General features: G+C 72.9%; 12 protein-coding genes. 2 read left to right on the top strand and 10 right to left on the bottom strand.

The window, feature by feature from the left end:
• The 9 genes from OFY01_RS09055 to OFY01_RS09095 all read right to left on the bottom strand — a co-directional run.
• Positions 1 to 1,425: FAD-dependent oxidoreductase (locus tag OFY01_RS09055; protein WP_266598074.1), on the bottom strand; the 1,425-nt coding region annotated here is incomplete at its 3' end.
• A 136-nt stretch (positions 1,426 to 1,561) separates the two neighbouring features.
• Complete coding sequence (locus OFY01_RS09060) at positions 1,562 to 2,521, bottom strand: NAD-dependent epimerase/dehydratase family protein (RefSeq protein ID WP_266598076.1); 960 nt, start codon at positions 2,519 to 2,521, stop codon at positions 1,562 to 1,564.
• Positions 2,518 to 3,786, bottom strand: coding sequence for a nucleotide sugar dehydrogenase (locus OFY01_RS09065; RefSeq protein ID WP_266598077.1), 1,269 nt, complete (start codon positions 3,784 to 3,786; stop codon positions 2,518 to 2,520). Before OFY01_RS09065 ends, OFY01_RS09060 begins: the two co-directional genes overlap by 4 nt.
• A 95-nt stretch (positions 3,787 to 3,881) precedes the next feature.
• On the bottom strand, positions 3,882 to 5,498 hold the full coding sequence (locus OFY01_RS09070) for a class I adenylate-forming enzyme family protein (RefSeq protein ID WP_266598079.1): 1,617 nt from the start codon (positions 5,496 to 5,498) through the stop codon (positions 3,882 to 3,884).
• 29 nt (positions 5,499 to 5,527) lie between these two features.
• On the bottom strand, positions 5,528 to 6,466 hold the full coding sequence (locus OFY01_RS09075) for a UbiA family prenyltransferase (protein ID WP_266598081.1): 939 nt from the start codon (positions 6,464 to 6,466) through the stop codon (positions 5,528 to 5,530).
• Positions 6,467 to 6,518: 52 nt separating this feature from the next.
• Positions 6,519 to 7,367: a class I SAM-dependent methyltransferase gene (locus tag OFY01_RS09080; protein ID WP_266598083.1), complete on the bottom strand. Its 849-nt coding sequence runs from the start codon at positions 7,365 to 7,367 to the stop codon at positions 6,519 to 6,521.
• Positions 7,368 to 7,386: 19 nt separating this feature from the next.
• Positions 7,387 to 8,505 carry a DegT/DnrJ/EryC1/StrS family aminotransferase gene (locus OFY01_RS09085; protein ID WP_266598085.1) on the bottom strand — a complete coding sequence of 373 codons (1,119 nt, stop codon included), beginning with the start codon at positions 8,503 to 8,505 and terminating at the stop codon, positions 7,387 to 7,389.
• Entirely contained in the window at positions 8,502 to 9,692 is a 1,191-nt protein-coding gene (locus tag OFY01_RS09090) for a DegT/DnrJ/EryC1/StrS family aminotransferase (RefSeq protein ID WP_266598087.1), read from the bottom strand. Before OFY01_RS09090 ends, OFY01_RS09085 begins: the two co-directional genes overlap by 4 nt.
• 5 nt (positions 9,693 to 9,697) lie before the next feature.
• Entirely contained in the window at positions 9,698 to 10,687 is a 990-nt protein-coding gene (locus tag OFY01_RS09095; RefSeq protein ID WP_266598089.1) for a 4-(cytidine 5'-diphospho)-2-C-methyl-D-erythritol kinase, read from the bottom strand.
• 353 nt (positions 10,688 to 11,040) lie between these two features.
• On the opposite strand from OFY01_RS09095, the gene OFY01_RS09100 reads away from it, so the two are divergent.
• A complete protein-coding gene (locus OFY01_RS09100; RefSeq protein ID WP_266598091.1) occupies positions 11,041 to 12,000 on the top strand; it encodes an AfsA-related hotdog domain-containing protein in 960 nt (319 codons plus the stop codon).
• 105 nt (positions 12,001 to 12,105) lie between these two features.
• On the opposite strand, the gene OFY01_RS09105 is transcribed toward OFY01_RS09100, so the two are convergent.
• The gene (locus OFY01_RS09105; RefSeq protein WP_266598093.1) at positions 12,106 to 12,279 is read right to left on the bottom strand and encodes an acyl-CoA carboxylase epsilon subunit; all 174 of its coding nucleotides are present in this window, start codon (positions 12,277 to 12,279) and stop codon (positions 12,106 to 12,108) included.
• A gap of 372 nt (positions 12,280 to 12,651) precedes the next feature.
• Between OFY01_RS09105 and OFY01_RS09110 the strand changes: the two genes are divergently transcribed.
• Entirely contained in the window at positions 12,652 to 13,647 is a 996-nt protein-coding gene (locus OFY01_RS09110) for an AIR synthase-related protein (RefSeq protein ID WP_266598095.1), read from the top strand.
• The last annotated feature ends 197 nt before the right edge of the window (positions 13,648 to 13,844 follow it).

Below are 13,844 nucleotides of genomic sequence, written 5' to 3' on the forward strand. Positions count from 1 at the left end.
GCCGCCGCGGAGGCCGGGGCCGTGCGTGCTGCTCGGCGGGCCCGCCGGGGCGGTGCCGCGCCCGCCGCGTAGGGCGGCGGCGAGCACCTTCGGCTTGAAGGCGTCGGCGGGCGTGGCGAGCAGCTGGGTGACCCGCAGCATGTACAGCGCCGCGTTCCGGTCGGTCAGGGCCGCGGCGGCGACCCGGTCCATGTAGCGCTTGCCGAACCGGGTCATCAGGTCGGGCGGGTATGCCTCGGCCACCCACGGGTACGACAGGTCCATCGTGGTGGCCAGCTGCCAGGCCGGGGCCAGGGTGCGGGCCAGGGCCTTGCGCAGCCGGTGGGTGAGGCCGGCGGCGGTGCCGTGGCGCCGGAGCATGCCGTCGAGGGTGAGCGCCGACTGCACGGCCGTCGACATGCCCTGCCCGTAGGAGGGGTTGAAGGCGCCGAACGCGTCCCCGATGACGAGGAACCGGTCGGGCCAGCGGCGCAGCTTCTCGTAGTGGCGCCAGCGGTTCTCCGTGCGCCCGGAGCCGTGGACCGGGCCCAGCGGCGTCGCGGACTCCAAGACGTCGCGCAGCACGGGGTCGCGCAGTCTGCCCGCCGCGCTCAGCAGGCCCGCGTGGTCGGTGGCTGGGCGGCGGCCGCCGCTCTCGGAGACCGACACCATCCAGCGGCCGTCCTCGATGGGGTTGAGGATGCCCTGGCGCGGGGTCTGCGGCGAGGCCATCAGGAGCATGCACTTCCAGTCGGCCACGTGGCCGGGCGGCGGGGCGAACACCGCGGAGGCGTAGGTCGTGCGGGCGTCCGCGACGGACTCCTGGGGGGCCTCGTAGCCGAGTTCGACCAGCCACTGCGGGGCGCGTGAGGTGCGGCCGGTGGCGTCCACCACGAACTCGGCCTTCAGCAGATGCCGTTCGCCCCACCCCGTGGGTGCCTCACGGTCGCGGCCGCGTACCCACACGCCGGTGACGGTGTCGCCCGGGCCCGGTTCGAGCCCGACGGCCTCGTGCTCCTCGACGATCGTCACCTTGGGGTCGGCGCTGAGCCTCTCGCGTACGACGGCGTCGATGACGTCGCGGGTGCCCGTCAGCATCGCCAGGTCGGACTCGAAGCGGGGCGTCCAGCCGCCGGGGCCGAGGAGCAGCATGTCCTGCGGCATCCCGACGCGGACCATGCCCGCGGCCAGGAGCTGCTTGCCGACGCCGGGGAACAGCACGTCGAGGCCCTGGTGGCCGGCCATCATGAGGTTGTGCGCGTGCCGGGCCTGTGCCACGCCGCGCCGCCAGCGCGGTCCGGCGGGCAGACGGTCCCGCTCGATCACGGTGACCCGGTCCATGGAATTGGCCAGGGCCCGCGCCGCGGTGAGTCCGGCGAGGCTCGACCCGATCACGACGGCGTGGCCGTCACCACTGTGCCCGAGGGCACCGGTGTCCAGGCTCATGCTTCCCGCCTCTCTTGTGCGTTGGGGATGTGGTTCTGCGGCGCGTGTGGCGTCGTACGGAGCAGTGGGTGGCGTGGGGGGTTTCGCAGTACTCGGTCTCGTCGGTGGGCGGATGGGGTCGGTGGGCCGGACGCCGTCAGGCGGCGCCGGCGAGCGGGGCGGTCGGGCGCATGGCCGCCACGGCCGCGGGCAGTCCCTCGGCGACGGTGGCGTGGGCCGGGCGCCAGCCGAGTTCCTCGCGGGCACGGGAGTTGGACATGCGGTAGGAGGTGGTCAGTGAGGCGGTCACCGGTGTGCCGAGCGCCAGGGCGGCCGCGGCGCGCGGCACCGCGCCGGCCTTGCGCACGCCGAGGGCGCGGGCGGCCTGCCGGGCGAACTCGGCGAGCGGCAGCGGTTCGTCGTCGCACACGTTGTACTCGGCGCCCGACGGCGCCCCGGTCAGGGCCGCGGTGTGGGCGGCCGCCAGGTCGTCGAGGTGGACGCAGCTCCAGTAGTTGGCGCCGTCACCGGGGTAGCGGACGCGCCCGGAGGCGGCGGCCGGGTCGGCGAACGCCTGCGCGAAGTGACCGCCGGGCCCGTAGACGAACCCGGCGTGCAGCACCGTGTAGTCCAGGCCGTGGCCGGCCAGGGCGCGCAGGCGGGCGACGCCCGCGGCGTGCCAGGTGCCGAGCGGCGCCGGGTGGTGCGGCTGCCGCTCGTCGATCCAGGACCGGCCGCGGTCGCCGTAGATCCAGCCGCCGCTCGCGTACACCAGCCGCTTGCCGTCGCGCAGGCAGGACTGCGCGAGGGCGTCGGTCATGACGCGGTCGGCCTCCCGGATGCGCCGGATGCGGGCGCGGGTCAGCCGGCCGTCGAAGCGGAGCTGGGCGGCGTGCACCACCGCGTCCGCCTCCTTGACGAGCGGGACGTACGTTTCGGGGCGCAGCATGTCGCCGGTGCGCAGACTCGCCCCGGCCGAGGCGAGGTCCACGGCCCGGCCCGGATCGCGCACCAGGCCGGTGACGCGGTGTCCCTGGGCGAGCAGGGCGCGCGCGACGGCGCCGCCGACGTAGCCGCTCGCGCCGGTGACCAGGACGTGCCGAGTGCGGCCGGTCACAGGAACTCCACCGAGTCGGCGGCGGGCAGCCGCTTGCGGCAGTCCAGGACGAACGAGGCGTGCTGGGAGATGAGTTCGTAGTCGAAGGCCGAGTGGTCGGTGAGCAGGACGACCGCGTCCGCGCGGGAGACCTCTTCGGCGGTCAGGTCGACGCGCTCGACGCGCTCGTCGACGGGGGCGCTCTCCACGACGTGCGGGTCGACCGCCCGCACCTGCGCCCCGAGGCCGAGAAGCCCGTCGACGACGCGGACGGCGGGCGACTCGCGGGCGTCGCCGGTGTCGGGCTTGTAGGCGAGGCCGAGCACCAGGACGCGGGCGCCGTTGACCGCGCGGCCACGCTCGTTGAACGCGGAGAGCACGCGCTGCACCACGTATCCGGGCATGTGGTCGTTGATGTCGTTGGCGAGTTCGACGAAGCGGAAGCGGTGGCCGAGCGCGCGGTTGACGCGCCAGGACAGATAGACGGGGTCGACGGGCAGGCAGTGGCCGCCGACTCCGGGGCCGGGGGTGAAGCGCATGAAGCCGAACGGCTTGGACGAGGCTGCGTCCACCGCCTCCCACACGTCGATGCCCAGGTCCCTCGCGAAGATGGCGAGTTCGTTGATGAGGGCGACGTTCACGTGCCGGAAGGTGTTCTCCACCAGCTTGGTGAGCTCGGCGACCTTCGTGGCACCGACCGGCACGGTGGTGTCGACGACGGAGCCGTAGAAGGCGTCGACGGCGCGCAGCGACGCCTCGTCGACGCCGGAGACGACCTTGGGGGTGGTCTCCAGCGTCCAGGTGCGGTTGCCGGGGTCGATGCGCTCGGGGCTGTAGCCCAGGTGGAAGTCGGTGCCCGCGGTGAGGCCCGAGTACTCCTCGAGGATCGGGGCCACCAGTTCCTCGGTGGTGCCCGGGTAGGTGGTGGACTCCAGGATCACCGTGGCGCCCTGGCGCAGGAAGCGCCCGAGGAGGCGGGCCGCGGACTCGATGTGGCTGAGGTCGGGTACGCCCTCGCGCAGCGGCGTCGGCACGCTGATCACCGCCACGTCGAAGCCGCCGATGGCGCGCTCCTCAGTGGTGGGGCGGTAGCGGCCCGACGCGAGCACCGCGGCGAGGCGCTCGGGCGCGACGTCCTCGACGAAGGACTCACCCGCCGAGAGCCTCTTGATGCGCTGTTCGTCGACGTCGAAGCCGACGACCGTGTACTGGGTGTCGACCTCGGCGGCGCGTACGGCCAGTGGCAGGCCCACGTACCCCTGGCCCATGATGACGACTTTTGGCATCGCCCCGTCCGTTCGTTGGGTGTCGAGTGGTGTCTCGTGCTGGTGGCACTGCCCCTTGGCCGACCGACCTGACAGGCCGGGCAGTTGATGTACCGTCATGTCCAGCGGCCGGTGCCGAACGTGGCCTGCGAGCGCAGGACCTGCTGGCGCAGGTCGAAGCGGCGCACCTTCCAGGTGCCGGTGCGCGGGAAGTCCTCCCAGTCGATGACGCGCGGCTCCGCGAGGGCGGGCAGGCCGTCCACCGCCGCGTCCCACTCCTGCTGGGACAGTTCTCCGTGGGAGAGGCTCAGGACCGGCACGGGCTTGCCGTCCGGGTCGCCGAGGACGATCACCTCGGTGGCCCGCTCGATGCGTTCGAGCAGGATCGACTCCAGGGCGATGCCGCTGACGCCGGGGATCAGGTCGACCTCGCGGTCGAGCAGGCGCAGGGCGCCGGTGCGTGAACGCACCCCGATGTCACCGGTGTTCCACCAGCCGCCCCAGACCTTCTCGCGGTGCCGCTCCTCCTCGCCGAGGTAGGTCAGGCAGAGCCCCTTGGTGCGCACCAGGACGACGCCCGACTCGCCGGCTCGCACCGCCTTGCGCGAGTCGGGGTCGACCACCTTGACCTGGGTGACGAAGGGGATGGGGCGGCCGACGTTGTTGGTGACCGGGTCGAGGGCGCCGGAGCTCTTGTGGATCTGGTTGCGCGAGTAGACGGCCATCGCGACCGGCCCGGTCTCGGTCTGCCCCCACACCTGGCCCCACTTGACCCGCTTGCGCTCGGAGGCGTCCATGAACTTGCGCACGGTGGGCGGGTGGATCGCGTCGAAGGTGTTGACGTAGGTGCGCACCCGGCTGAAGGCGCTGCGGTGGGTCTGGGTGAGCGGCTCCCAGCGCTGGAAGATGTTCGGGCAGGCTTCCAGGACGGTGGGCTGATGCTCCGTCAGTACCTGTGCAGCCAGCTGCGGTTCGCAGCCGCCGAGCACGACGACCTTCTGCGGCGGGCGGGCCAGCTGGGCGAAGGTCCAGGTGATGGCCCGGCCGTGGACGTAGGAGATGCAGGAGCCGAAGACGTCGTCCGGGCGGATCGACAGGCCCGGTATCGGCATCGTCTCCAGCTTGGTGAGTACGCCCAGGAGGGTGTTCGGCGAGTGCACCACCAGCTTGGGCACGCCCGTCGTGCCGGAGGTGTGGGTGCAGATCATCGGCTCGTGGTCGGGCCGCAGGTCCATCGCCGGAATCTCGGCGCCGCTCAGCGCGCTGAGCAGCACACCGCCCTTGACCAGCGACGCGTCACCGTCGACGGCCACGGTCTGGGTGCCCTCACCGGTCAGCTCGACGCCCTCGGCGGCAGCCGCGGCGAGCACCGAACCGGACGCGACGAGCACGCGCGGCGCGAACCGCTTGAGCATCGCGGCGAGCACGCTCGGCGCGAGCGTCGACGAGATCATGGCGGGCAGCGCGCCGATCCTCGCGGCGGCCGCCGCGAGGATCACCACGTCGTGGTGGTTCTCCTTGACGATGGCGAGCCGCTCCCCGCGGCGCAGGCCCGCCAGGCGCAGCCGTCCCGACATGTCCGCGACCAGCTCGGCCTGTGCGGCGACGTCGTAGGTGCGGCCGCGCTCGGGGGCGATGTCGTAGGGCCGGTCCAGGTACCAGACGGGGGTGGTGCTCGCGGCGTACGACTCGAACAGAGCGCCCAGATTCCTGGGGCGTGGGGTCTTCTTCATGATCGGCCTTGTCTTCCTGGGGAATCGGATCAGCGGACGACGAGCAGATTGGCCACGAGCAGCGCCGCGACACCGAGCCGGTGGGTGTCCACGCCGAGCTTGCGGGCCAGCAGCGGATCGCCCTTGCGCAGCCCGGAGTCGGCCTGGCGCGCCCGCATGACGAGGACGGGCAGGAGGCACACCACGAACCAGCCGGGAACCGCGCCCGCCGCCCAGGCGGCCAGCAGCGCCGCGCTCTCGCTGAGCGAGATCAGGGCGATGGCGCCGAGGTAGGCGCGCGGCGACAGGAGGGTGGCGAGGTTCTTGCGGCCCGCGGCCGCGTCGCCCTCACGGTCGTTGGCGTTGGAGTACACCGACACCAGGAGCGACCAGACGCCGATCAGATACGCCTCCAGGAGGATCGTGCCGCTGACCCGGCCGTCGGTCAGGCCGTACGGGATGAGCGCCATCAGGGCGGGGCTGGCCAGCAGCACCAGTTCCTGGCCGCCCCGGTAGCTCAGGCGCAGGCCGTGGGAGTACTGGACACTGATCGCCACCTGGACGGGGATCAGCACGACGGCCCAGGCCGTGCGGTGCGGCGCGATCCAGGCCGCCAGGGCCAGGAACCCGAGGCTGGCCACCAGGCTGCCGTAGCCGAACACCATGGCCTGGCGCAGCGTCAGGTCGCCGTTGAGCAGCGGCTTGCGCTTGCGGTTGCGCAGACTCTGCGAGGGGTCGTAGTTGGCGTGGTCGCTGCCGTCCTGGAACCCGTGGGCGTCGTCGAAGGCGACCGTCGCCGCGGTCATCGCCACCCAGCCGAGCGTGGCGACGACCAGCGTCGCGAGGACCCGGCCGTCGGTGCGCGCCGAACCGGGAAGGAGCGTCCACACGACGGGCGCGGCCAGGTAGTAGTCGTAGAACGTCAGCTTCGCCAGCCGCGAGTAGGCGAGCAGCCGCCCGACCGGTGCGGCCGCGGTCGTCGCGCTCATGCTCGTTCCTCTCCGGCTCGCCGCTCTGGGGAGCCTTGTCGTCGCGCCTTGGTCAGTCCTGGATCGGCTTGCGGCCGACGGTCGAGATCAGCACCTGGCTGAGCCAGCTGTGGGCCGGGTCGCCCATCTCGGCTATCGCCTCGTCGATGCGCTCACGGGTGACCAGGCCCTCGGCGACGATCTGCGGTGCCATGAACTCCAGCCACAGCTGGTAGTGGCGGGCCTGGACGGAGCCGCCGCGCACCATCACGACGCGGCCCTCGGCGCTGACGTCGGTCAGGCCCGAGGAGAGCGCCAGGTGGTAGTCGACGTGGCCGCCGCGCGGGTCGTGGCCGGCCTCGCGCATCAGGCCGTAGCCGGCGGCGCGTACGTCCTGCAGGAAGTCCTCGCCGCTCGCGCTGCGGAACAGCGTCGAGGAGTCGGTGTCCTCCAGGAAGAGCAGCCCGCCCGGCTTGAGGGTGCTGACGAGCTTGGCGATCACGGCCTCGCGGTCGGGCAGGTGCTGCACCAGCATCCGCGCGTGCACCAGGTCGAAGGTGTCCGGCGGAAGCTCGTCCTCGCGCAGGTCGAGCTCCCACACGTCGAAGGCGCCCCGCTGCTCGTCGGCGACCAGGCGCACGGTCTCCAGGTCCGCGGCGACCACCCGCCCCTCGGGACCGACGAGCTCGGCCAGGGCGCGGGCGGCGGAGCCGGAGCCCGCGCCGATCTCCAGGCAGTGCCAGCCCGGCGAGGTGCCGAGCGCCTCGAAGCGCTCGAAGGTGCCCGGGTCCCAGATCGCCTCGTTCGTCCGCAGCCGCTCGCTCTCCTTGTCCCACAGCGAGTCGAAGACGTAGTCCTGGCGTTCCTGCTCGTCGGTGGAGTGCTGGTTGCCCTGCGCGTCGATCCGTACGGAGGTGGTCATCGGTCTCGGCTCCTTGGGCCTAGGCGAAGAAGTCACAGATGGTGTCGGCGATGCGCTCGACATCGGCGTCGGTCAAGTGCGGCCAGATGGGAATGGCCAGGTTGGATTCGCTCGCCCAGCGCGAGCGCGGCCAGTCGGCGCCCTCGGGTGCCCAGGCGGAGAAGGCGGGCTGCAGCGGCAGCGGCGTGGGGTAGTAGACGTGGCTGCCGATGCCGTTCTCGGTCAGATACGCCCGCAGGTCCGCACGCCGGGACACTTGCAGCGAATAGACGTAGTAGCAGCGGCCGTTGCGTCCGGCGGGCGGCGCCTTGACGCCCCGCTCGACCAGCGGCGCGAACCGCTCCGTGTAGTAGTCGGCGATCCGCGCACGGCGTTCGAGGCGGTCCGCGAAGGTGGGCAGGCGGTGCAGCTGGAAGGCGGCGATCACCTCGTCGAAGCGGCTGTTGCGGCCGATGCGGTGGTGCAGGAAGCGGTTCACGCCGTCCTGGCCGTGGTTGCGCAACATCCTCACGGCGCGGGCTAGTTCGGGGTCGTCGGTGAGGACGACACCGCCTTCGCCCGCGGTGCCGAACGCCTTGACCTGGAAGAAGGAGAAGACCCCGAGCGTGCCCCAGCGTCCGGCCGGGACACCGTCGAGCACGGCGCCCTGCGCGACTGCCGCGTCCTCGATCACCGGCAGCCCGTGACGGTCCGCGATCTCCATGATGCGCGGCATGTCCGCCATGATCGAGAAGAGGTGGGCGGGCATGATCGCACGCGTTCGCCCGGTGATCAGGGGCTCGATGGCGTCCGGGTCCATCACCATCGTCCAGGGGTCGACGTCGGCGAAGACCGGGGTCGCCCCGGCGTTGGCCACGGACGAGGCAACCGGCTGGCAGCAGAACGCGGGCACGATCACCTCGTCGCCCGGTCCGATGCCCAGGGCGCCCACGGCCAGTTCGAGTCCTCCGGTGCCGCTGCCGCAGGCCGCGACGTCCCCGGCGCCGGAGGCGTCCTTGATCGCCTGTTCGAGCTCCGCGGTGCGCCGGCCCAGGATGAAACGCTGTTCCGGGTCGGTGCCCACCTCGAACAGGGACTTCAACAGCGCGTCCCGGTCCGCCTCGAACAGGTCCGGCGGGAAGAAGGGCAGTGTCCTCAACTCTGGCTCCCGTGGAAGAAGTCCCTGATGGCGTCGGCGACCCGGTCGAGCTGCTCCTCGGTCAGGTCCGGGTAGAAGGGCAGCGCCACCGCGCTGCGGCAGGCGGCTTCGGCGACCGGGAAGTCGCCGGGCCCGTGGCCGAGTCCGGCGAAGCAGGGCTGCAGGTGCAGCGGGACGGGGTAGTACGTCTCGGTGCCGATGCCGCGCTCGGTCAGGTGCGCGACCAGGTCGTCGCGGCGCTCGACCTCGATCTCGTACACGTAGAAGACGGGCTCGGTGGGCACCGCGCGCTCGACGACGGTGGGCAGCCGCAGCACTCCGGGGATGCCGGTGAGGCGCTCGGTGTAGGCGGCGGCGAGCGCGGCACGCCGCTCGATGTCCTCGTCGAGGATGTCCAGCTTGGCCAGGAGGACCGCGGCCTGCAGGTCGTCCATCTTGGAGTTGGTGCCGGAGGCTCCCGACAGGTTGGAGATGCCCGCGATGTGGTCGATGGTCTTGCCCATGCGGCCGTGGTGGCGCAGGATTCCCGCCCGCTCGGCGATCTCGTCGTCGTCGGTGAGCACCATGCCCGCGTCGCCGATCGCGCCGAGGGTCTTGGTCGGGAAGAAGGACAGCACGCCGCCCTTGCCGAGCAGGCCCGCGTGCTTGCCGTTCCAGCGCATGCCGATGCCCTCGGCGCTGTCCTCCAGGACGGTCACGCCGTGGTCGCGGGCGACAGCGGCGATCGCGTCCATGTCGGCGAGCTGGGTGAACAGATGGGCGGGCAGGACAGCCTTGGTCCGCTCGGTGACGACGCTCGCGAACGACGCGGCGTCCAGGGCGTACGTCACCGGGTCGATGTCCGCGAACACGGGCCGCGCGCCGGCGAGCGCCACGGACGTCGCGGTCGCGGCGAACGTGAAGGCGGGTACCACGACGTCGTCGCCGGGCCCGATCCCCGCCGCGCGAAGCAGCAGCACCAGGGCGTCGGTGCCGTTGTTCACGGCGATCGCGTGCCGGGCCCCGGTGTAGCGGGCCATGGCCCGCTCCAGCTCCAGGACCTTGCGGCCGTGCGAGTACTTGCCGCGCTCCATGACGTCCGCGACGTGCGCCGCGATGCTCGGCCACAGCCGCTCGAAGGTAGCCGCCTGGGAGAAGAACGGCACCCCGGCCACGTCCTGTTCACCGGTCGCTGCCGGCGTCGCCACAGTGTTCACTGTGCTCCTTTGCGGATCCGGGGGCTGCGCACGGCCCCCGCTGTCTCTAGGGACCCCGCGGCGTCCGCGGGGTCGATGACGGTCGCGCCCGGCACCGGGCCGTGGGCGGTGCGCACCGCGCGGCAGCACCCGCTGCCGAGCAGGAACTCGCTCAGGTCCGCCGCCGATGCCGCACCTTCGGTCAGGAAGGCGCAGGTCGGCCCCGAGCCGCTGACCAGTGCGCCCAGCGCGCCCGCGCGCCTGCCCAGGCGCAGCGTGGCGTCCAGTTCGGGGCGCAGCGCCAGGGCCGCGTCCTGCAGGTCGTTTCCGAGGAGCGGCGCGAGGCGGGCGGCCTCACCGGAGTCGAGGACGTCGGCGAAGCTCCGAAGCAGTGCGGTGCGGTGCTGCCCGGTGTCCGCCGCGGGCGCGCCCGCACGCGCCGCGCGGCGGTCGAACTCGCCGAAGACGAGGGGGGTGCTCAGGCCCTGTTCGGCCTCGGCGAGCACCCAGTGGAACCGGCCGTGCCCGGCCAGCGGGGTGATCCGCTCGCCGCGCCCGGTGCCGAGCGCGTTGCCGCCGCTCAGGGCGAAGGGCACGTCGCTGCCGAGCCGTTCGGCCACCTCCGCGATCGCGGGGTGGTCCGTGTCCGCCCCCCACAGGCGGGCGCAGGCGACAAGGGCCGCCGCGGCGTCCGCGCTGCCGCCGGCCATGCCGCCGGCCACGGGGATCTGCTTGTCGATGCGCAGGTGCACCGCGGGCTCGACGCCGAGACGTTCGGCGAGCTGAACGGCCGCCCGCAGCGCCAGGTTGTCCGTGCCCTGCGGGATGCCACGGGTGTCGGCGCCCGTCAGGGTCAGACCGAGCGAGGCGGCCGGGGTCGCCTCGACGATGTCGTAGAGGGAGACCGCCTGGAAGACGGTGACCAGTTCGTGGAAGCCGTCGGCGCGGACGCCCCCCACACCCAGGTGGAGGTTGACCTTGGCCGGCACCCTGACCGTGACGCTCACCGTGCCGCATCCCAGATCTGGTTCATGAGCGGGTTGCCTTCCTGGCATTGGACGTCGTCGTGGACCGAGTGCCGGCCGACCACTTGGGTGGGGCCGAAGGACCGCGTCGGGAAGGGGATTTCACGTGCGGTCCTTGCGGCGTGAGTCTGCGAGGTGCGCCCTGTGCGCGACTAAAGCCGCCCGGCCCGTCCGCCGCCGGCCATCACCGGGGCGCAGTAGCTGCGGGGCAGTTTGCTGCCAGTGCGGCGCACTTGGCTCGCCCCGGGCGTCCTGACGAATCTTGGAGAAGGTGCCCGGGCACTCCGCGCCGGGCCGACCATCGCGGCCCCGGCGACCGGGCCAAGGAGCCACCCATGTCACGACACGCAGCACCCGGCGATCTCGGCGCCCCGGCCGTCGCTCGCCAACTGGTGCACCGGGAGCGGCCCCACGACGCGCCATCGGGTGAGGAGCGGTTCCGGCTCGACGCGGACATGCCGCTGCGCCACCCGCTGTTCAACGACGACCCCGAACGCCGGGACGCGCACGTCTTCCTCGAACTGCTGCGCGGGGCGGGCCTCGGCATCGGCCACCGACACTTCAACGTGCCGACCGAACGGGCCGGCGTCTTCTACAAGTTCGCGTTGCGCCTGACCGATCCGCGAGTGTGGTGCGGACCGGCCGAGAACATCCCGCTCGCGCTCGAACTGCGGGCCTGGCCGACGAAGTCGGTGGCCGGGGTGCCGCGGGGCCTGCGGCTGGCAGGGGCTCTCGAGATCGACGGGAGACCGGGCTGCGACGGCAGCGCCGAACTGGTGTTCCTCACCCCGACGGTGGCCCGCAACCACCGTGCCGCGAGCCGCCTCGCCGCGCTCGGCAGGGCCGCGTCCGGTGCGGGCAGGGTCAAGGCGGGGCAGCCCGTGGAACCGGCCGAGGTGGGCCGCGTCGATCCGGACAACGTGGTGGTGGCGCGGCCCCGCCGCACGGGGTCGGTGCTGCGCTCCCAGGTCTTGGTGGACGTCGACCACCCGGTCTTCTTCGCGGAGGGCGCCGACTCGGTTCCGGGCCTGCTCCTGGTGGAGGCGGTGCGCCAGGGCTCCCTGCTCGCCGCGGGCCGTGTGCACGGTCTCAAGGCTCACGCCTCCACGCTGACCAGCATGTCCGTGCACGTACGCGGCCACGGCGAGCTCGATCTGCCGCTGCGCTGCACGGCGGTCGCGGACGGAGCCGACCAGGACGACGAGGGCCGCAGGCGGATACGGATCGGTCTGCGCCTGGAGCAGGCGGGCAAGGTCACCGCCGAGGCGCAGACCGTCGTGACGGAGACCGGCTGAACGGCCGGCGGGCAGCGTACGGACCACGGGCGGAAGGAGACGAGATGAGCAGCCGCGCACGGCACACGACGACGCACCGGGCCCCGGGCCACCCCGGGCCCCTGGTCAGGACGCCCAGTCCCCCGGCGCCCGGTAGGCGGCCGGGTGCCACACGCCTCCGGCCGGCTCGGCGCGCCGCGGGCCCGGCTCGGGGCGCCGCAGCCGCTCGGCGAGCAGCACGGCGATGGCGGCGACCTCTTCGAAGGTCGGCTGTCCCCGGGTGACCCGCACGGACGCCACGGCGAGCTCTTCGTGTGCGCTTCGGACGCGGTTCGCCCCCCGTGCGGGAGGCTCTGCGGGCGGGCAAGCCTTGCGAAGGAAATCGACGGGAGCCATCCCGATCCTTTCGACGCGGACGCTGCTGGCACGCGATGTCGCACCGACTGTGCCCCACGCGGTTAAAGCCCGCCTTGAGATTCCCTGTCCCGCGTGCTGCCGTTGCGGGCTTCGCGGACATCCGCTGTTCACCCCAGTGCCGCCGGCCGCGGCCCCTCGTCGCCCGGTCCGCACCCGACGCCGGTGCGCGGGAGGGGACGCTCGCCGGCCCGATACGTATGAGTGGATCCTGTGACCCCCAATCCTCCCGGCACCTCCTTTCCGCCGAGTCCCGTCGTGGCGGGGCACGTCGGCCTCCACGACGACCACGACGACGTCCCCGGCGGTGGCCTGCGCGCCTTCCTGATGGACGCGCTCGGCACCGCGCTGGGCCGCTGCCCGCCGCTCGGCGAGGGCGCCCTCGAACTGAGGACCGTCACCTATGTCGTCGACCCGCCGTTCTTCGGCGACGGCGACATCGGACATGTCGCGGTGTTCGGCACCGTCAACGAACTGGCCGTCGCGGGCGCGCATCCGCTCGCCCTCTCCTTGTCGGCGGTCGTTGAAGCGGGCCTGCCGCTGCGTCGGCTGGGGCAGCTGGCGGACTCGGTGCGCCGAGCGGCTCGCGCCGCCGACGTGATCGTGCTCGATGTGGACGCGCGCGTGGTGCGGGCGGGGGAGGCCGACCAGGTCCATCTGCACACCACGGGGCTCGGGGTGCGCAGGCAGGTGTCACCGGCGGCGGGGACCGCGACGGGCATCGGGGTCGGTGACCGGCTCGTGGTGAGCGCGCCCCTGGGCGGGTTCGGCGCACATCTGCTCTCGATCCGCGCCGCGCTCGGACACGAGGGCGTCGTCACCACCGACTGTGTGCCGCTGGCGTCGCTGCTCGCGCGGGTCCGTGAGGCGGCGCCGTCCGGCGCGCTGCGCGCCGTGTACACCGTGGGCCGCGGTGGGCTCGCCTCGGCGCTGCGCACCTGTGCGCGGGAGAGCGGGTTCGGCCTGCGCGTCGACGAGGAGGCGCTGCCGGTGCGGTACGAGACGCAGGTCGCCCTCGACGAACTGGCCGTGGACCCGGTGCGTGCGGCGACGGCGGGCTGCGTGTGCCTGGTCGTCGCCGCCGAGTCGCTCGACACGGTCCTCGCCGTGCTGCGGGCGCACCCCTACGGGCGGGACGCCACGGTGGTCGGCACCGTCGTCCCCGCCGGGACACCGACCGTCGAACTGGTGCGCGCCGACGGGCGCCGGGACCCTCTGCTCGCCGATGCCGGAGCACCGGCCCGGCTCGCCTGAGCGGCCTCGCGACCGCTCGCGACACAAAGGGCGAGACCGCGGGGCCCGCGGTCTCGCCCGTGCGAGGGAGGTACGAGGGAGAGGGACAGCCCGCCCCCAGGGCCTGTCCGGCGGACAGACCCTAGTGTTCTGAGTCGGGAATTCTGTTCAGATAACTTGCGAGGCGTTCGAGGATCTCGTCTGCGGTCTTGGTCCAG

The organism is Streptomyces beihaiensis (assembly GCF_026274175.1).
Lineage (GTDB): Bacteria > Actinomycetota > Actinomycetes > Streptomycetales > Streptomycetaceae > Streptomyces > Streptomyces beihaiensis.